Annotated in this window: 14 protein-coding genes; 8 read left to right on the top strand and 6 right to left on the bottom strand. The window is 73.6% G+C overall.

Annotated features, from left to right (window positions below; genetic code table 11):
• Window positions 1-214: 214 nt before the first annotated feature.
• Window positions 215-3,307, top strand: a complete 3,093-nt coding sequence (locus ACZ6J5_RS28335) for a BTAD domain-containing putative transcriptional regulator (protein ID WP_469396165.1) — start codon at window positions 215-217, stop codon at window positions 3,305-3,307.
• A 189-nt stretch (window positions 3,308-3,496) separates the two neighbouring features.
• Here the strand turns inward: ACZ6J5_RS28335 and ACZ6J5_RS28330 are convergent, their stop codons facing one another.
• Together ACZ6J5_RS28330 and aspT are read right to left on the bottom strand one after the other, a co-directional pair.
• Window positions 3,497-5,143, bottom strand: coding sequence for a bifunctional aspartate transaminase/aspartate 4-decarboxylase (locus tag ACZ6J5_RS28330; protein ID WP_469396164.1), 1,647 nt, complete (start codon window positions 5,141-5,143; stop codon window positions 3,497-3,499).
• An 86-nt stretch (window positions 5,144-5,229) separates the two neighbouring features.
• Window positions 5,230-6,930, bottom strand: a complete 1,701-nt coding sequence (gene aspT / locus ACZ6J5_RS28325) for an aspartate-alanine antiporter (RefSeq protein WP_469396162.1) — start codon at window positions 6,928-6,930, stop codon at window positions 5,230-5,232.
• 301 nt (window positions 6,931-7,231) lie between these two features.
• Here aspT and ACZ6J5_RS28320 point away from each other — a divergent pair, with 301 nt between their 5' ends.
• The 3 genes from ACZ6J5_RS28320 to ACZ6J5_RS28310 all read left to right on the top strand — a co-directional run bounded on the left by ACZ6J5_RS28320 (window position 7,232) and on the right by ACZ6J5_RS28310 (window position 10,672).
• Entirely contained in the window at window positions 7,232-8,890 is a 1,659-nt protein-coding gene (locus tag ACZ6J5_RS28320) for an aspartate-alanine antiporter-like transporter (RefSeq protein WP_469396160.1), read from the top strand.
• A gap of 103 nt (window positions 8,891-8,993) precedes the next feature.
• Window positions 8,994-10,220, top strand: coding sequence for an MFS transporter (locus tag ACZ6J5_RS28315; protein WP_469396158.1), 1,227 nt, complete (start codon window positions 8,994-8,996; stop codon window positions 10,218-10,220).
• A gap of 50 nt (window positions 10,221-10,270) precedes the next feature.
• Window positions 10,271-10,672 carry a GlcG/HbpS family heme-binding protein gene (locus ACZ6J5_RS28310; protein WP_469396156.1) on the top strand — a complete coding sequence of 134 codons (402 nt, stop codon included), beginning with the start codon at window positions 10,271-10,273 and terminating at the stop codon, window positions 10,670-10,672.
• A 74-nt stretch (window positions 10,673-10,746) separates the two neighbouring features.
• Here ACZ6J5_RS28310 and ACZ6J5_RS28305 read toward each other — a convergent pair whose 3' ends face one another.
• Entirely contained in the window at window positions 10,747-11,913 is a 1,167-nt protein-coding gene (locus ACZ6J5_RS28305) for an alpha-hydroxy-acid oxidizing protein (RefSeq protein WP_469396154.1), read from the bottom strand.
• Between the two features lie 105 nt (window positions 11,914-12,018).
• Window positions 12,019-12,603 (bottom strand): Type-2Aa cytolytic delta-endotoxin, encoded by a 585-nt coding sequence (locus ACZ6J5_RS28300; protein ID WP_469396153.1) that lies wholly within the window; start codon window positions 12,601-12,603, stop codon window positions 12,019-12,021.
• A gap of 160 nt (window positions 12,604-12,763) precedes the next feature.
• Here ACZ6J5_RS28300 and ACZ6J5_RS28295 point away from each other — a divergent pair, with 160 nt between their 5' ends.
• The 4 genes from ACZ6J5_RS28295 to ACZ6J5_RS28280 all read left to right on the top strand — a co-directional run bounded on the left by ACZ6J5_RS28295 (window position 12,764) and on the right by ACZ6J5_RS28280 (window position 16,350).
• Window positions 12,764-13,936 carry a YncE family protein gene (locus tag ACZ6J5_RS28295; RefSeq protein ID WP_469396151.1) on the top strand — a complete coding sequence of 391 codons (1,173 nt, stop codon included), beginning with the start codon at window positions 12,764-12,766 and terminating at the stop codon, window positions 13,934-13,936.
• 87 nt (window positions 13,937-14,023) lie between these two features.
• On the top strand, window positions 14,024-14,518 hold the full coding sequence (locus tag ACZ6J5_RS28290) for a nucleotide triphosphate diphosphatase NUDT15 (protein ID WP_469396150.1): 495 nt from the start codon (window positions 14,024-14,026) through the stop codon (window positions 14,516-14,518).
• Between the two features lie 47 nt (window positions 14,519-14,565).
• Window positions 14,566-15,435, top strand: a complete 870-nt coding sequence (locus tag ACZ6J5_RS28285; RefSeq protein WP_469396148.1) for a DUF6585 family protein — start codon at window positions 14,566-14,568, stop codon at window positions 15,433-15,435.
• Between the two features lie 117 nt (window positions 15,436-15,552).
• The gene (locus ACZ6J5_RS28280) at window positions 15,553-16,350 is read left to right on the top strand and encodes a VOC family protein (protein ID WP_469396146.1); all 798 of its coding nucleotides are present in this window, start codon (window positions 15,553-15,555) and stop codon (window positions 16,348-16,350) included.
• 80 nt (window positions 16,351-16,430) lie between these two features.
• On the opposite strand, the gene ACZ6J5_RS28275 is transcribed toward ACZ6J5_RS28280, so the two are convergent.
• Together ACZ6J5_RS28275 and ACZ6J5_RS28270 are read right to left on the bottom strand one after the other, a co-directional pair.
• The gene (locus ACZ6J5_RS28275; RefSeq protein ID WP_469396144.1) at window positions 16,431-18,023 is read right to left on the bottom strand and encodes a hypothetical protein; all 1,593 of its coding nucleotides are present in this window, start codon (window positions 18,021-18,023) and stop codon (window positions 16,431-16,433) included.
• 377 nt (window positions 18,024-18,400) lie between these two features.
• The gene (locus ACZ6J5_RS28270) at window positions 18,401-18,670 is read right to left on the bottom strand and encodes a hypothetical protein (protein WP_469396143.1); all 270 of its coding nucleotides are present in this window, start codon (window positions 18,668-18,670) and stop codon (window positions 18,401-18,403) included.
• Between the last annotated feature and the right edge of the window lie 314 nt (window positions 18,671-18,984).

Below are 18,984 nucleotides of genomic sequence, written 5' to 3'. Positions count from 1 at the left end.
GGGGCGGCCAGATCTCGGGGGGCCGGATCCCGAGAGGGCCGGATCCCGAGAGGGCCGGATCCCGAGAGGGCCGGATCCCGGGGGCCAAGCCCCCGGGACGGTCCGGGGCGTAGGTCACCCGGAGCCGGGCCCAAGGGCTCTGACTGGAAGTACCGCGGCTCCCTAGTGTGGATCTCTTGGGGCCGTCGCGGGCGGCGGGCGCGAGAGGACTGCGATGCTGGAGTTCCGGCTGTTCGGGCCGATGCGGGTGAGCGTCGGCGACCGGGTCGTCCCCCTCGGGCCGCCCCGCCAGCGGGCCGTCCTCGCCCTGCTGGCCACCCGTCCGGGCCGGACGCTCTCCCAGCAGCGCCTCATGGAGGAGGTCTGGGGGCCCGGCGTCCACCGCTCCACCGGCACCCTCCAGGTGTACGTGTCCAACCTGCGCCGCGCGCTCGCCGAGGCCTGCGGGGACGAGGGCCGGTCCCTCATCGTGACCCGGGCGCCGGGCTACCTGCTCGACGTGGACCCCGAGCAGGTGGACGTCCACCGGATGCGGGCCGCCTGCACACGGGCCGCCGGACTCGCCGCCGCCGAACCGGCCGCCGCCATGGACCTGGCCGCCGAGGCCCTGGCCCTCTGGCGCGGCGACCCGTTCGAGGAGTTCGGTGCCTACGAGTTCGCCCGCGCCGAGGCCGCCGCGCTCGGCGCGGTCCACCACAAGGCGGTCGAACTGCGCCTGACGACCGCCCTCGACTGCGGGCGGCACGCCGAGGTGATGGACGAGCTGGCGGCCCGGTGCGCCGCCGATCCGGCCGGCGAGCCCGCCTGCTGGATGTACATGACCGCGCTGCACCGCGCGGGGCTGCGGGCCGACGCGGTCGCCGCGTACCACCGCACCCGCGAGGCGCTCGCCGAGCGTACGGGCCTGCCTCCGGGTCCGCTCCTCCAGCGCACGCTGGCCGAGGTCCTGCGGGAGTCCTCCGCCCCGAGCCTCGCCCCCGCACCCCCCGCACCCCCTGCGTCCCCTTCCTCTGCTTCCCCGGGCCCGGAGCCGGTCCCCGCCCGGTCCCGGCCGAGGCCCGACGCCGAGGTCGTGCTCTCGGGTCTCAAGGACGAACGCACGTCCCTGGTGGCCGCGCTGGACGCCCTCGCCGAGGGAACCGGCGGACTGCTCGTCGCCCAGGGGCGCGCGGGCTTCGGCAAGTCCTCCGTGCTGCGCCTGGCCCGCGAGCTCGCCGAAGCCCGGGGCATCCGGACGGCCTTCGAGACGGCACCCCTGATGGACGGCGCCCCTCCGCTGTGGCTGTGGGGGCGCCTGCTCGCCAAAGTCGGGGCCCCTGTGGACGAGTCGGGCGCCGCCGCCGTCCGGGCGGTGGCCGCCGTCGCGGAGGCCGAGGCCGCCGGTTCCGGAACCTGCGCCGCCGCCTTCACCGCCCGGATCGCCCTGCTGCGGTACTTCACGGAGGACTCGCTGCCGCCCACCGTGCTGCTCGTGGACAACCTCCACCTCGCCGGCGGGGACTCCCTGCGCGCCCTCGAACTCCTCGCCGCCCGCGCCACCGTGCTGCCCCTGCTGCTGGTCGTCGCCACCGCCCCGGAGGCCCAGGCCCGCGACCGGGTCCGCTGGAACGCCGTCGTGCAGGCCGGCCGCCGGATGACCCTGGGCGGGCTCTCCGTGGCCGAGGCGGGCGAGCTGCTGCGGGCCGGGACCGGGACGGCGGTCGACGACGAGACCGTACGGCTCGCGCACGCGCGGACCGGCGGGCATCCCCGGCTGCTCACCCTGCTCGCCGGCGCGGCGGCCGGACGCCCCGACGCCACGCGGGTGCTGACGTCGGGGGTGCCGGAGGGCGTGGTGCGGCAGGTGCGGCTCGCGGTGCCCGACGAACGGGCCGGGGAACTGCTGCTGGCCGCGGCGGTGTACGGGGAGCCGTTCCCCGTACCGCTGGGCAAGCGGGTACCGGGGCCGCAGGGCGACGGCGGGCAGGGCCCGTTGGACTCCCTGCTGGCGCTCGGGCTGCTCAGCGACGAGGGGGTGCCGCCCGGTTTCGTGCGGCTGTCCGTGCCGCTGTACGGGGACGCGGTGCGCCGCGGCTGGGGCCAGCTGGCCGTCGCCGAGATGCACGCGCGGCTGTACCGGCGCCTCGTGACGACGGGGTTCGGCGGTCCGGCGGTCCTCGCCGAGCACGCCTGGCAGGGGCGGCTGTACCTGCCTCACACCGAGGTCATCCGCGTCCTGTCGCGCGCCGCCGAGCTCGCCGACGACCAGCCGGGTGCCAGGGAGGGGCTGCGCTGGCTCGACCGGGCGCTGCGGGTCGCCGGGGACGCGCACGGCGACGAGGAGGCCGACCGGGCCGCCGCCGGGCTGCGGATCCGGCGGGCGCGGGTCCGGATGCAGTGGGGCGGGGAATGCCTCGCCGAGGCCGTCGTCGACTTCCGGCGCGCGGTGGACCTGGCGCTGCCGCTCGGTGACGCGGAGGCGCTCGCCGCCGCCCGGCTCGGGCTGCTGCTGTGCGGGCGTCCCGAGGAGGCCGAGGAGTGGGGCACCCTCGGCGCGTACGGCGAAGGACCCGGCGGGCCGGACGGCGCGGAAGGGGCGACGTACCGGCTGACCGTGCGCGGGGTCCGGGCGCTGCTCGACGGCGACTGGCCGCGCGCCCTGGAGGAGTTCCGGGCGGCCTACCGGGCACTGGGCGCGGCGCCCGCGCGCGAGTCGGGGGCCGCCTGGGGCTCGGGGCACCTGTCGGCGGTCGTCGGGCCGGTGCTCGCCGGTCTCGAGTGGCTCTGCGGCGATCCGGCCGCCGCGCGCGGGGCCCTGCGCTTCGCGCGGCTGGTGGGGTGCCGGGGCCGGGTGCCCGGTGCGGCGCTGAGGATCGCCTCGGTGGAGGCGCTGCTGCTGATCCTGGACGACCGGGCGGCCGAGGCCGACCGGGTGATCGAGGCCGGACTCCGTGATCCCGACGCCGAGTTCGGCCCGCTGCTGGTCGGCTGTCTGCACGCGCTGCGCGAGGTGCTCGCGCTGCGCGGCACCGCCGGCCAGGCCGCCCCGGGCGGCACCGGCGACCCGGCCGACGCGGCCGAGGCCGCCCGCGCCGTCGCCGTCCGGCTGGAGGACGTGGTCCGTTCCTGGCCGTTCGCCTGTCTGGGGCTCGGCCGGGTGGTGGTGGTCCTGGCGCTGTGGCGGAGCGGTGACCGCGACGCCGCGGCCGCCCTGCTGCGCGAGCCCGGCGACAGGCCCTCGGCGCTGCTGCGGGTCGCCGCCTCGCACCGTCCGGCGGACTGGGACGGGGCGGAGCTCGCCGCCCGCCTCGCTCCGGTGCGCGGCTGAGAGTTCCCGGAACCCGCGACGCCGGACCCGGGACCCCGGACCCGCGACGCCGGACCCGGGACCCGGGACCCGGAACGCCCAACCCGGAACGCCCAACCCGGGACGCCCAACCCTCGGCGACCCGGGAACGAGGACTCGGCCCTCCGCTCGCCCCGGCCGGGGAGCGGAGGGCCGAGTGGCGCACGGGACCTACTCGGACCAGGCGGCCACGGAGGTCACGGCCCGCCACTCCGCGAGGTAGCCGTCGAGGACCTCGCGGACGCTGTGGCCGATCTTGAGGTAGTCGAGGTCGTCGAGGTTGGCGAGCGAGACCCGGACCGACCATTCGGGGCCGTCGAAGCCGCCGCCGTTGAGGAGGACCACGGAGGTCTGCTCGGCGAGCCGGAACAGGATGTCGGTGGGCTCGTAGGTGGCTTCCAGGTAGTCCGCGAACTCCTTGCCCTGCTCGCGCTCCGCCTCCGCCAGAATGTCCAGCTCGATGTAGTACGCGGCGCGCTTCGGGTCGTCGGCGATCTTCATGCCGCTGCCCTCAAGGAGCAGGTCCAGGCGGCGGTGGACGATGCTCTGGATGAGCCTCTTGTACTCCTGGCCCTCGGGCAGCAGGTCGAAGAGGGAGAAGAGCATCATCTGCACCTGCTGGGGCAGCGAGAGGCCGGCGGTGTGGTTGAGGGCGACTTCGCGGGAGTCGGCGACCATGCGGTCGATGAACTTCAGGTTCCACGGGTCGAGCTGGAGGGAGCCGTACCGCTCGTCGAGCGCGGCGCGCTCCTCGGCGGGCAGCGCGGCGATCATCCGGTCGATGACGTTGTCCTCGTGCAGGGCGATCACGCCGAGCCGCCAGCCGGTGCAGCCGTAGTGCTTGGAGTAGGAGTAGACCAGCAGGGTGTTCTGCGGGATGGCGGCGACCAGCGAGGTGAAGCCGTCGACGAAGGTGCCGTAGACGTCGTCGGTGACGACGATGAGCTCGCGGTTCTGGTGCTTCACGATGTCCACGATCCGGTCGCGGACGTGGTCGCTCATCTCCACCGACGGGGGGTTGGAGGGGTTGACCACGAAGACGGCCTTGACGGAGGGATCGGCCAGCTTGTCGATCTCGGTATCGGGGTAGCGCCAGTCGCGCACCCCGGCCTCGGCGAACAGGTTGGCCTCGACCTTGACGACCTCGAAGCCGTAGCGCTCCAGGTGCGGGATCTCGATGTAGGGGGTGAAGGTGGGCACCAGGAGCGCGATCTTGTCGCCCCTCCTGAGCACCTTGTTGACCATCAGCGAGTCGAAGATGTAGCACATGGCGGCGGTTCCGCCCTCGGTCGCGAAGACGTCGAAGCTGCCCTCGGGGCTCTCCGAGCCGTACATCTCGGCGGCCACATAGCTGCGCACGACGTCCTGGCAGTGCGTCAGGATGCGGTCGGGCACCGGGTAGTTGTCGCCGATGAGGCCGTCGACCAGCTCGTGCACCCAGGCGTCGGCGTCGAAGCCGAGGGCCGAGACGGCGTACGAGACGCAGCGCTCCAGCAGGCCGATGCCCGCCATGCCCGGATTGCGCTGCACGAAGGTCCGGAAGCGGTCCGCGATGCCGGACCGGGCGGGCATTCCGCCGAGGTTGTCGGCGGTCCACACCCGGCGGGACTCCTCGATCGCGAAGGCGCCGAGGGCGAAGAACGCCTCGCGGGGGCCGGTGGCGATCCAGTTCGGGTTGCCGCGCCCGGCGTTCAGCATCGAGCGGGAGTGCCCGTCGCCGCTGCGGGCGGCGAGGGCGATCAGCTCGCCCTTGAGCTCGAAGGGGCTCAGCTTGCTCAGCCGGCGCATCTCTTCGCGGGAAACGCTGCATTCGGTCATGGCACGACTCCGTTGTTCTACGTGAGGGAAGGGGGTGGGGAAGGAGGTGGGAGGAAGGGGGAGGCGGGAGGGAAGGGCGGGGCCGGTCAGTGCAGCAGGGCGACCATGAGCACGCCCCAGAGGGTGAGCAGCACGTTGCCGACGGCGTACGGGACGGTGTAGCCGAGGACCGGGACGCGGCTCTTGGCGGATTCGGTGATCGCGCCGATCGCGGCGGTGGTGGTCTGCGCCCCGGCGAGCACGCCGAGGAGGATGGGGACCTCCATCTTGAAGACGTACCGGCCGACGTAGAGGCCCACGATCAGCGGGACCATGGTGGCGATCGCGCCCCAGAGGAAGAGTCCGACACCGGCCTGCTTCAGACCCGACACGAAGCTCGGACCGGCGTTGAGGCCGACCACGCCGACGAAGAGGCACAGACCGCCGGTGTCCAGCAGCCACAGGGTGGGCTTGGGGCAGTGGCCGAGGCGCGGGTTGCGGCCGTGCAGCCAGCCGAAGACCAGACCCATGATCAGCGCGCCGCCGCTGGTGGACAGGGCGAGCGGAACGCCCGCGAAGTGCAGGGCGGGGATGCCGATCAGGCCGCCGAGGAAGACGCCGAGGGTCATGAAGGAGACGTCGGCGGTCTCCGAGGTGCGGGCCGGGGTGCCCTGTTCCTTGGCGACCCGCTCGACCAGGTCCTCGGGACCGGACAGGGTGATGGTGTCGCCGGGCTGGAGCTTCACGTCGTGGCCGAGCGGCAGCGACTCGCCCTGGCGGACGACCTTCTCCAGGTAGACGGCCCGGTAGGCGGCCGAGGTGCGCAGCTCGCCGATGGTGCGGCCGGCGCCGCCCTTGCGGCTGATGATGACGTCGAGGCTCTCGTTGGCGTAGTCGAGGAGCTCGCGGTCGACGGTCTCGGGTCCGAAGACCTCGCCCCGCTCCAGTTCGAGGAGGTTCTCGCGGCGGCAGGTGAGGGCGACGACGTCACCCTTGTGCAGGACCGTGTCCGCGACGGCGCCCGTGACGCCCTGGGGGGTGCGGACCCGGGTGATGTACTTGGGGCCGCCGTGCGCGGCGAGCAGCTTCTCGGCCTCGGCGACGGTCCGTCCGTCGAAGGCGTCGACGGCCAGCTCGTACGAGCGGAGCACGACGTCGTAGTAGGCGCTGGAGAGGTCGGCGTTGGCGGCCTCGACCTTCATCTTCTGCTCCAGCCGGCGGCTCTCCTCGGCGAGGTCCACGCCGAGCAGGCGGGGTGCCACGTTGGCGAGGAACAGGGCGCAGAGGATGGTGCCGAGGACGTACGTGACGGCGTAGGCGACCGGCACGATGTTCGCCATGTCGGTGCGGGCCGCGTCGGAGAGGCCGGGGAGCTGTCCGATGGCGTCCTGGGCGACGCCGATGACCGCGGACTGGGTGAGCGCGCCGCCGAGCATGCCCGCGCCGAGACCGGGGTCGTAACCGGCGATCTTCGCGAACAGGTAGCAGACGCCGAGGCCGGTGACGCAGACGATCAGGGCCAGGCCGACCTGCGGCAGGCCGTCGCGCTTGAGGCCGCGGAAGAACACCGGACCGACCCGGTAACCGAGGGCGAAGAGGAAGGCGAGGAAGGCGAAGGCCTTCAGCGGGCCGTTCACCTCGACGCCGATCTGGCCGAGGACGAGTCCGGCGACCAGGGTTCCGGTCACGGACCCCAGGGCGATGGTCTTCCAGTGCGCCTTGCCGATGAAGAAGCCCACGGCGAGGGTGAGGAAGACGAGCAATTCCGGATATTGCTCGAACGTTGATGTGATGGCGTGCACGTTCATTCACCTTGTGACGGAACGACGGGCCCGGCGCGCAGCTCCGCGGCGAAGCCCCTGAACGGCCCGGTGCCTCCGAGACCCCGGGCCGAGAACCACTCTCCGCCGGGCGCCTTGGGCCCGGCTTCAAGGGACGAGGGCCCGGGGCCCGGCGCGTTTGAAGCCGTCTTGAAGGGGTCCTGAAGGCGGCTTTCCTAGCTTTCGTGCGGGCGGCGCGGGCCGCCCGCACGCCGCTGTCCGGGGATCCGGGCGGGAGGCGGGGCCACACGGGAACCACGCGGGTCATCACGCGGGAAAGCAGATGCGCATGCAGTGGCTGCACAACGTCCTGGACCGGGCGCCGGAGACGGCGGTGTTCGTCTCCATCGCCGTGGGCATGCTGATAGGGCGGCTACGGGTGGGGCCGGTGAGACTCGGCGGGGTGTGCGGCACCCTGGTCGCGGCCCTCGTGATCGGCCAGCTCGGCGTGCCGGTCAGCGCGGAGCTGAAGAACCTCTGCTTCGCCCTGTTCATCTTCGCCCTCGGCTACTCGGGCGGACCGGCCTTCTTCGGGAACCTCAACCGGCGGGGCGCCCGGTTCGCCGTGCTGTCGCTGATCGAGACGGTCACGGTGATGGTGATCGCGGTCACCGTCAGCAAGGCGGCCCACCTCGACCTCGGCACCGCGGGCGGCATGCTGGCCGGCTCGGCGACGGAGTCCGCCGTGGTCGGCACGGCGAGCCAGGCCATCGAGGGGCTGGGACTCGGCGCGGACCACACCTCGGTCCTGGTCGGCCACGTCGCGACCGCCTACACGGTCTGCTATCTGTTCGGGCTGATCACCATCGTGCTCTTCACCAGCCAGGTGGCTCCGCTGCTGATGCGCTACCGGCCGGACACCGGCGAGCGCTCCGCCGGGACGGCCGACGGCGCCGCCGCGCTGCCCGCCGTCGTGGGGCGCTGCTACCGCGTCGGCGGTACGGCGGCGGGGCTGACCGTGAGCGGGGCGGAGGCCCCGGGCCGTGGCCGGGCGACGGTCTCGCACCTGCTGCGGGACGGGGTCTGGCGGGAGACCGTGCCCGGGACGGCGCTGCTCCGGGACGATCTGGCGGTGGTGGTCGGACCGCGCAGGGCGGTGCTGCGGGTCGGTCCCGCGCTGGGGCGGGAGGAGGTGCTGCCCGAGGGAGTGCCGCAGCCCGAGTGGAGCACGGCCAGGATCGTGGTGACGGAACGCGCGCTGGACGGGCTGGCGCTGCCCCGGCTGCGGGAGCGGCTCCCGGAGTCGGGCCACGGGGTCCGGCTCGCCTCGCTGGCGCGCGGCGGCAAGGAGCTGGCCGTCTCCGAGGGGACCGCGCTGCGCACCGGTGACGTGGTCGAACTGAGCGGGTCGCCCGCGCAGGTGCGCTCGATCGGCCGGCGGCTGGGCAAGGCCGTGGCGGAGACCGGCGGCACCGACTTCGTACTGCTCGGCTTCGGTCTCGCGGCGGGCGTCCTGCTCGGGATGGTGAAGGTGCCGCTGGGCTCGGTCCCGGTGTCGCTCGGCACCGGCGGCGGCTGTCTGGTCACGGGGCTGCTGCTGGGCAAGCTCCGGGCGTCGCGGCCGACCTGGGGCGAGTTCCCGGCGCCGGCCGCGCGGCTTGCCAAGGACCTGGGGCTCGCCGTGTTCATCGCCTGCGTCGGCCTCTCGGTGGGCAGTGACGCCTTCGACCTGCTGGCCCGCCACCCGGTGCTGCTGCCCTCGATGGGCGTCCTCATGGTGCTGGTCCCGGCGCTGCTCTCGCTGTGGTTGGGGCGCCGGTTCCTGCGGATCGAGCCCCCGGTGCTGCTCGGCGCGATCGCGGGGCAGCAGTGCAGCACGCCGGCGATCAGCGCGGTGACGGCGATGACGGGCAGCTCGACCCCGTTGATCGGGTACACGGTGACGTACGTGTTCTCCAGCTTCCTGCTCCCGTTGTGCGGGCCGGTGCTGATCGGGCTGCTGGCCTAGCGGGGCGCTGACGCCAATTGCCTGCGTTTGCAATTAACGCGCGTCTGCAATTATTGTGGATGCACGTAAAGAGCTCACTCAAGCAATACGGAAGGGTGGAGCCATGCCGCTCGCACTCCTCGCGCTGGCCATCGGGGCCTTCGGGATCGGGACCACCGAGTTCGTGATCATGGGCGTGCTGCCCCAGGTCGCCGGAGACTTCGGCGTGTCCATCCCCACTGCCGGACTGCTGGTCACCGGCTACGCGCTCGGCGTCGTCGTCGGCGCGCCGGTGCTGACGGTGCTCGGGAACAAGGTCAGCCGGAAGCGGATGCTCATGCTCCTCATGGGGCTGTTCGTGATCGGCAACCTGGTCTCCGCCCTGGCCCCGAGCTTCGGCCTGATGCTGACCGGCCGGGTCGTCGCCTCGCTCGCCCACGGCTCGTTCTTCGGGATCGGGTCCGTGGTCGCCGCCGGACTGGTCGCGCCGGAGAAGAAGGCCGGCGCCATCGCCACCATGTTCACCGGTCTGACCGTCGCCAACATCGTCGGCGTCCCCCTCGGCACCTTCATCGGCCAGGCCGCGGGCTGGCGCGTCACCTTCGCGATCGTCGCCGCGCTCGGCGTCGTCGGACTGCTCGGCATCGCCCGGCTCGTCCCCGCGATGCCGCGCCCGGAGGGCGCCCGGCTGGGCCGGGAGGTCAGGGCCTTCCGCAACCCGCAGGTGCTGCTCGCCATGGCCATGACGGTGCTCGGCTTCGGCGGCGTGTTCGCCGCGATCACCTACATCGCGCCGATGATGACCGAGGTCGCCGGCTACTCCGAGGGCGCCGTCACCTGGCTGCTCGTCCTCTTCGGCGTCGGCATGTTCACCGGCAACCTGATCGGCGGCCGGTTCGCCGACCGCGCCCTCATGCCGCTGCTCTACGTGACCCTCGGCGGGCTCGCGACCGTCCTCGCCGCCTTCACCCTGGTCGCCGGCCACAAGGTCCTCGCCGCCGTCGCGATCCTCCTGATCGGGGCCCTCGGCTTCGCCACCGTGCCGCCGCTCCAGAAGCGCGTCCTCGACCAGGCCCACGGCGCCCCGACCCTGGCCTCCGCCGTCAACATCGGCGCCTTCAACCTCGGCAACGCGCTCGCCGCCTGGCTCGGCGGGCTCGTCATCGCCCGCGGCTTCGGCCTCACGGCCCCCAACTGGGTCGGCGCCGCCCTCGCCGCCTCGGCCCTCGGCCTCGCCTTCTGGTCCGCCGCCCTGGAGCGCCGCGCCCCGGCGAGGGCGACCGGGACCGGGACTGGGAGCACGAGCGCGAGCGCGACCGGGAACGCCGTCCCCGTCCCCGTACACCACTGACCCTTCCTCCCCCTTCCTCCCCCTCCTCCCTCCCTCACGAAAGCGATCCCATGAGCCTCACCCTTCACGACGCCGACACCGTCATCGCCGCCGCCGGCCGCGCCGCCGATGCCGCCGGGGTCACCGTCAGCGTCACCGTCCTCGACGCCGGCGGGCACCTGCTCGCCTTCCGGCGGGACGACCGGGCCGTGCTGATCTCCGGCGAGACCAGCACCCGCAAGGCGTACACCGCGCTCCAGCTCGACGCGCCGACCGCCGAACTCGTCGACCTGGTCAAGCCGGACGGACCGTTCCACTCGCTGCCCACCGCGCTCGACCGGCCGCTGCTCTTCATCGGCGGCGGCGTGCCGGTCCACCGCGACGGGCGGCTCGTCGGCGCCGTCGGCATCGGCGGCGGGGCCCCCGAGCAGGACCACGCCTTCGCCGTCGCCGCCGTGGCCGAGCTCGGCTGACACCGGGCGACAGCCGTCACCGACCCCCGGCCGCACCGCGCGGCCGGGGGTCGGCGGCGTCCGGCCCCGCTCCGTCAGACCCGGCGCAGGGCGCCCTCCGCGCGGAGGTCGGCCAGGGTCGGGTAGCCGTCGACGGCCATGATCAGGTCGGCCTCGGCGAGCAGGGCGCGGAGCACGTGGACGATGCCGTCGGTGCCGCCGAGGGCCGCCCCGTAGGCGTACGGGCGGCCGACGGCGACGGCGGTGGCGCCGAGCGCGAGGGCCTTGACGACGTCGGCGCCGGTGCGGACGCCGGAGTCGAAGAGCACCGGCAGCCCCTCGGCGGCGGCGACCACGCCGGGCAGCGCGTCGAGGGCGGGCAGGCCCCCGTCGGCCTGCCGGCCGCCGTGGTTGGAGCAGTAGATCCCGTCCACGCCGCCGTCCCTGGCCCGCCGGACGTCCTCCGGGTGGCACAGCCCCTTGAGGATGATCGGCAGCTCGGTCAGGGAGCGCAGCCAGGGCAGGTCGTCCCAGGTCAGCGGGTTGCCGAAGAGTCCGGTCCACTCCAGGACGGCGGCCTGCGGGTCCTCCTCCGGCGGCTTGGCGAGGCGGGCGCGGAAGACCGGGTCGGAGGTGTAGTTGGCGAGGCAGTGACCGCGCAGCTGGGGGAAGTTGCCGGTGGCGAGGTCACGGGGGCGCCAGCCGGTGACCCAGGTGTCCAGGGTGATGACGATGCCCCGGTAGCCGGCGGTCTCGGCGCGGCGCACCAGGCTCTCGGCGAGGGCGCGGTCGGTGGGGGTGTAGAGCTGGAAGAGGCCCGGGGTGTCGCCGAACGCGGCGGCGACGGTCTCCAGCGGATCCACGCTCAGGGTGGAGGCGATCATCGGGACACCGGTGCATGCGGCGGCGCGCGCGGCGGCGAGGTCGCCGTGGCCGTCCTGGGCGCACAGGCCGATGACGCCGACCGGGGCCATGAGCAGCGGTGCGGGCAGCCGCATCCCGAACAGGTCGACGGTGAGGTCGCGTTCGGCGGCGCCGACCATCATCCGCGGCACCAGGCCCCAGTGCCGGAAGGCCTCGGTGTTGGCGCGCTGGGTGTGCTCCTCGCCCGCGCCCCCGGCCACGTACGACCAGACGGACGGCGGGAGGGCGGCCCGGGCCCGCTCGGCGAGCTCGGCGAAGGTCATGGGCAGGGTGGGCAGGGTGCCGAAGAGCCCCGCGAAGTAGATCTCGTTCTGGTAGTCGCCGAACCTCTGGGTCATCGGGTGTCCCGTCCTCGTGCCGGTCTGTGCGGTGCGGCGACGTTACCGCTCGGTACCGGCGACGGGCCATGGCCCGGGACGGCGGGCCGTGACGGGGTGCGGGGCTCAGCCGGCGAGGGCCGGGGCGAGCTCCTGGCGCAGCACGATCGCGTTGAGCCGGAGCGCGAACGGGACGGCGTCGGTCATCGTCAGGGTGCCGACGGCGGCCTTGTCGAGGCCGATGGTGACGTCGATACAGAAGGCGATGGCGTACATGTGCGCGCCGGTCTCCTCGTCCTGGAGGGCGAAGAAGAGGTCCCGGTAGTAGCGGGTGCGGTCGGCGCCCTCCTCGTAGTACGAGAGTCCGGGCAGGCCCTCCTGGGCGGCGAGTCCGGTGAAGGCGTCGACCAGCTCGCGCTCGACGGTGTCCCAGAAGGACGCCTGGGCCGACTCGGGCGGCAGGGCCTGGCGGACTGCCTCCTTGAGGGAGAGCACCATGACCAGGACGGGGGCGTGTTCCTGGAGCCCCCAGCCTCGGACCACGCGGACGACGTCGCTGTCGGGGATGGCCTCGGCGGCGGCGCGGATGTGCTCGAAGTCGTAGTTGACGGTGGCGGGTGCGATGGCGTCCTGGAACGCCTGGGCGAGGGCCGTCGCCTGGCCGAGGTGGGCGGGGCCCACCTCGACGACCGTCTTGAAACTGGCGGCCAAGAGTCCTCCTTAAACAATCTGTTGAATGAAACGGGGTCAGTATGACCCAGCCGCCGCCGGCCGGAACGGGAGGGTCAGCCGATCGGTTGACCCGGTCCGCCCCGGCGCGGCCGGAGCATGGAGGAAGCACCCGATCCGCCCCTCCCGAGGAGTCCCGCCGATGCGCCGTCCCCGCACCCCCGCCGGACTCGCCGCCGTCACCACCGCCACGGCCGTCGCCGCCGTCCTGCTGGCGGGCTGCGCCCAGGGCGGCACGGGGTCCGCCGCGGCGGACGGTACGGGCGCCCCCCGCACCGCCGTCGTCACGCCCTCCCCCGCCCGGACGCCGGACGCCCCTCCGGCCCCGGCCGCCACACCCACCCCCGCGGGCACCCTGCTCCTCGCCGACTTCGGCGCGGACACGGTCACCTTCGTGGACCCCGCGCGCGGCCCGCTCGGCTCGGTCCGGGTCGGCACCGCGCCGTACGGGCTCGCGGTCGGCGCGGACGGGCGGGCCTGGGTCGCGACCGCCGAGGGCGTGGCCGTCGTGGACACGGCCGCCCGCGCGCGCCTGGCGCTGGTCCCGTACCGGACACGGACCGGCCCGGTCACCACCGGCGAGTACCGGGGCGGCGGCATGGGCATCGCGCTCTCCCCCGACGGGCGACGGGCGTACGTGGGCGTCAACGTGCCGGGCGGGAACGGCACCCTGGAGGTGATCGACACGGCGGCCCTGAAGGTCACCGCCGCCGTACCGGTCGGCCGCCGCCCCTTCGACGTGGACGTGGCCCGCGACGGCTCCGAGGTCTACGCGACGGACCACGACTCCTTCGACGTGACGGCGGTCCGCGCCGACACCCTGCGGCCGCGCCGGATGGAGGTGGCCCCGTACGGCACGGAGGGCGGGCTCGGCTCCTGGCTGAAGCCGCACTACGCGGCGGTGCGCCCCTCGGACGGGCGGCTGCTGCTGCCGTTCGAGGGCGAGCGGCTGGTGGTGCTGGACCCGCGCACCGGGCGCTCCACGATCGAGCGGATGACGGCGAACACCCACCAGCACGGCGTGACCGTCACCCCCGACGGCACCCTGCTCGCGGTCGGCACCGGGCCGATCGACCCGTCCGCCGACCGGGGTCCCTCGCTCACCGTGCGGGCGCCGGACGGCACCGAGCGGGTCTACCCGCTGGACGGCCCGCACGAGGACGTGGCCGTCTCGGCCGACGGGCGCACCGCGTACGTCACCGGCGGCTTCACCCGCGACGGGTACTGGGACGGGCTGACCGTCGTGGACCTGGCCGACGGCTCCTCCCGGCGGCTGGCGGCGGGCTCGCGCCCGCTGGGCGTCGCGGTGCTGTGAGGGGCACCGCCCCGCCGCGCCGGCGTCGGCTGTCGGTGCCGTGGTGTTGGCTGGGAGGAGTCAGCGGCCCCGGCCCGAGGAGCGTCCATGCCCGTCGCCCACCGCAACACCCAGCCCCCGCCCGCCCAGGCGTCCCTCGGGACCGGCGTGGTGGTCACCGACCCGGCCGGGCGGGTGCTGCTCGGCCTGCACCGCTCGGGCGTGTGGGAGCTGCCGGGCGGCAAGGTGGATCCCGGCGAGTCGATCGAGCGGGCGGCGGTGCGGGAGCTGGCCGAGGAGACGACGCTGACGGCCGCCGAGGCCGACGCGCGGGTGATCGGGCTCATCCTGGACACCGCGACCTCCGCGGAGCTCACGCGGCTCACCGCCGCGACGGTCGTCGGCGCCCACGGCGGCACCCCGGCCGTCGCCGAGCCCGACAAGATCGAGCGCTGGGAGTGGACGGCGCTCGACCGGCTGCCGGCCGCGCTGTTCCTGCCCTCGGCCCAGGTGCTGAAGCTGTGGCGGCCCGAACTCCCCCTCGACGAGGGCCCGTTCCCGCGCTATGCCGTCGAGCGTCTGGCCCCGCCGGGGCGCCCCTGACATCATCGGGAGGAGGGGGAGGGGGGTGCTCCGTGGGGACGGGCGACGTGAGGACGGGCGGCCGGGCGACGAGCGACCGGGTGACGGTGCCGCCGCCGGGCGAGGAGGCCACGCGGACCGCGCGCGCGGCCGGGCTCGGGATGTATCTGCGGGGGTTCCGGGCGCACCACCGGGAGGGCGAGCGGCGCCGGGGCGTGCCGCCCGCCGCGCTGCTGCTCCTGGTGGTGGCGGCCCTGTGGCTGCCGGTGCTGGCCACGCGGCTGGTGGGCGCGTGGGCGGGGGTGCCGCTGCTGGTGCTGCCGTTCGGCGCGCTGGGGCGCCTGGTGTGGGCGTACGGACGGCTGCCGAACGCCTCGCTCCGGCCCGACGAGTACGTCTACCTCTACGAGCGCGGGCTGCTCTTCCCGGGCCGGGACGGGCGCACGCGGGCGGTGCCGTGGGCGGGGGTGACGGCGATGCACCAGGACGTCACGCGGACGTATGTGCACGGGGGGTACGCGGGGACGCGCTACGCGTACCGGCTGTCCACCGGCGGGCGGCGGGCGGTGACGGTGGACGGCTTCGTCAACGAGGAGACGGTGCCGAAGCCGAGCGACTCGCAGATCCGGGAGCTGGCCCAGATCGTCCTGGACGAGACCGTGCGGCGTGCCCTGCCCCGGGCGGTGTCGGCGCTGGAGGAGGGCGGCAGCGTCGCCTTCGGCGAGGTGGCGCTGGACGGGCGGGGCATCACGCTGCCGTCGGGGCGCTCCGCGTGGGAGCGGGTGCGCCGCTGCGAGCTGCGCGGGGACGGGCTGCTCGTGGTGCGGACGTCCGGGGGCGGCCGGTGGGCGCGGGAGTCGAAGGAGATCCCCGACTTCCCGGTGTTCTGGGCGCTGGTCAAGGAGCTGGCGCCGGCCGCCCGCGAACACCGGCGGTGACGGGGGCCCGCTCCCCCACCCCTAGCGGTCACCGTGCGTCACCAGGCGGGGTGCGGCGGACGTGGATAGCGTGGCCGTAGACACGCATTCGTTCACCGATCGGAAGAGAGTCCCGTCATGGCTTCACCCACGGAAGGCACACCGGTCTGGACCGACGCCATGTTCACGGACATCGAGGGGGCGAAGGCGTTCTACGCGGACGTGCTCGGCTGGACCTTCGGCGAGTCCGCCTCGGAGTTCGGGAACTACACCCAGGCGTACAAGAACGGCAAGGCGGTCGCGGCGGTCGTCCCGCCGATGCCCGGCCAGGACGGCGAGCCGCAGTCGGCCTGGTGTCTGTACTTCGCCTCGCCCGACGTCGAGACGACGGCGGAGAAGGTCAAGGCGGCGGGCGGCACGCTGCTGATGGAGCCGATGCGGGTGGGCGACTTCGGCTCGATGGCCCTGGCCCGGGACCCTGCGGGCGTGGTGTTCGGGCTGTGGCAGGGCGGTGCCCACGAGGGCTTCGAGCTGGAGGGCGAGTCGGGCTCGTACGCCTGGTCGGAGGTGTTCACCCGGGACACGGGGGCGTCCGACGCCTTCTTCACCGCGGTCTTCGACTACGGCTCGAAGAAGATCAAGGACCAGCACATGGACTACCGGGTCTTCGACCTGGGGGCCGAGCCGGTGCTGGGCCGGATGGAGATGAGCGCGGACGACTTCCCGCCGGAGATCCCCTCGTACATCCAGATCTACTTCGCCGTCGACAACTGCGACAAGGCCGTCGAGGCGGCCGAGCGGGCCGGCGGGCGGAAGGTGTTCGGGCCGATGGACAGCCCCTTCGGGCGGTTCGCGGCGATCGTGGACCCGCAGGGGGCCGCGTTCGCGGTGATCGACTCGAAGACGACGGTCGGCGAGATGCCCGAGATGGAGTGAGCGGACCCCGCCGGGACGGGCGGGGCGCGCGGCTGCCCGGGACCCTCGTGGGTCCCGGGCAGCCGCGCGCACGGGGCGGGTCAGGCGCCGTCGCGGACGGCGACGATGCCGTTGAAGACGCCGACGTAGGCCGTCCCGTCGGGCCCGATGGTGATCGGTGCCCAGTTGTTGTCGTAGGCGGGGCCGGTGCCGGTCAGGCGGGACCAGGCGCGCTTGCCGGTGCGGAAGTCGACGGCGGTGAGGTACCAGGCGTCGATGCCGAGGACGTTGGGGCGCTTCTCGTAGAAGTAGAGCAGGCCGTTGGCGGTGGAGAGCTTGGGCACGGTGGAGGGAGAGCGGACGTCGCTCTCCCAGACGGTGTCGCAGCCGCTGCCGTCGGGGCGGACGTCGACGCGGGTGGCGCCGCCGACGACGCTGCGGCCGAAGGTGAGCGAGGTGATGTTCTCGTAGCCGTAGTTGTTCTCGACGACGAGGCTGTTACCCCAGCTGATCAGCGAGTTGTCGGTGGTGGAGGCGCCGGAGCCGAAGACCGGGACCGTGCAGACGAGCCGGTCGGCGGCGGGCACGTCGGTGCCGCGCCGGTAGACCAGGACGTTCATCCGGTCGTCGGCGTTGTCGGTGATGGCGACGTACCGCGCGCCGTTCTGGCCGAAGAGGTCGGGGGTGGTGCCGGAGCCCTGGTTGACCGAGCCGGGCTTGGTGCCGGTGCCCCGGTCGTAGGTCTGGCGCCACTGGATCCGCGGGGTGCCGTCGGGGTCGGCGCGGAAGCTGTAGAGGGCGTGGTCGGAGACGATGGAGACGCCGTCCTCGGCGACCGAGAAGGAGTTCTGGATCTCCTCGCCGTCCAGCCGGATCGCGCGCGGGGCGCCGGTGGCGGGATCGACGGTGCCGACGCGGCCGAGCCGCGTGACCCACCAGATCCGGCCGTCCCAGTCGGGCATCACGGAGGTGACCGGGTCGCAGACGCCGCTGGGGAAGAGATTGGTCCAGCCGACGCAGTCGTGCGGGACGAGGGAGGTCAGGTCCCAGTCGTTCTCGACGGTGAACTCCCAGGCCCCGTCCGCCTTCTGACGGTGAGCCAGGCGCAGGATGTGCTGGCGGGAGTCGGCCAGGACGACCCGGTCGCGGTCGTCCAGGTAGAAGTAGGCGCCACCGGAGGTGTCCTTGAAGATCTTCTCGAAGTCGAGGCGGGTGATGGCCTCGACGGTGGAGGAGCGCTGCGGGAGCTGGTACTCGGCGAGGGTGGCCAGGGTGCGCGGATCGAGCAGTTTCAGCAGGAAGCCGTTGAAGGTGCCGCAGACGGTGACGAGCCGACCGCCCGCGTCGAAGGTCACGGTGGCGCACTCGCCGCCGAGCGCGGCGATCTTCTCGCTGGCCACCTTCGGGTCACGGCCGAGCGGCCCGGACCAGGGGTAGGTGCCGCTGCCGGCGGCGTCGGCATGCATCCCGCCGCGCCCGTTGGGGGCGAGGTACGGATGCTGGGGCGGCGCCTCGGCGGGGACGGGGCGGGCGGTGGCGGGCGCCCCCTCGTAGTGCTCGACGAGGCGGTGCCCGGGGGCGAGCGGTATGTCGTCGGCGAGGGCGACGGGCGCGAAGCCCGCCAGGAGGGTCGCCGCGAGCGCGGCGACCAGCGCGAGAGCGCGTGCTCGCCCGCGGGGCGGTGGGGTGGTCAAAGGGGCTCCTCGGGGTCCTGTCTCGTGTCGCGCCGGCGGCCGACGCTAGGCCCGAGTACGTGAAATGTACATGGCACCGCTCTGCGTTTCACGGGCAGTTCACGACGATGAAACGATCACAGTCGGAGGCTGGAGAACTCCTCGAAATGCGGCGCTCCGGAGCCCTGGGGAGAATCCGGGGAGAACGCACGACCCCGTGGAGCGGACAGCCGGCTGCCCGGCCTGCGGCTCCACCCCCCCGCACGACCAGACGGAAGCCCGTCTACTACCGCACCCGTCACTCAGAGTGCTGGCCGGGCTGCCATGCGGCTCCTCGATGTCGCGCAGTCCGTACAACGAGAACGGGTGGCACAGTACCTGCCGTGCCAGCCCTTCTCTCAGGTGAGGGTGAGGACTTCTGGGGTTGGTTCAGGCATCACGCCGAGCAGTGCGTCGACCTCAGCGCGCCCCTTTCCACCGGCCTCAGGCATGAAGTGAGCGCAGTGGTCAAGGGTGATGGTCGGGCTGGAGTGGCGCAACCAGCGGGCGAGGGTGACGACGGATTCCCCGGCCTCGACGAGGATGGTCGAGGCGTAGGTGTGGCGCAGTACGTGGAAGCCGTCCTTGCGGGACGCCTTCCAGCGTTGTCCGGGCTCCCGCAGCTTCAAGAGCCACGACCGCCACCTCGCCCTGGCGCTGGAGGGGACCGGCGGCGACAGCCCGTACGCGGCCGAATACTACTGACGCCCACTCATGAGCCAGGCGATTAAGTCACTGAACTTTAGTGCTTAAGTGGCAAGTTGACTTAAAACGCACCCTGGTGGTGGTCTAGACCTTATTCGTCGCTGACGGGCGACGATCCACAACGTCGTGGAGGCACACTACCGATGTCTGCTTACCAACGTCCCTCGCGCCCGGCCCCCGCTCGCCAACGACCCGTCGAGCAGGACCCCGTTCGTCCTCCCGTCCGCCGCCCCCGCCC

This window comes from Streptomyces sp. NPDC042100 (assembly GCF_055582325.1).
Note: the sequence above shows the minus strand (reverse complement) of the source record. Positions and strands in the feature narration are given on the sequence as shown.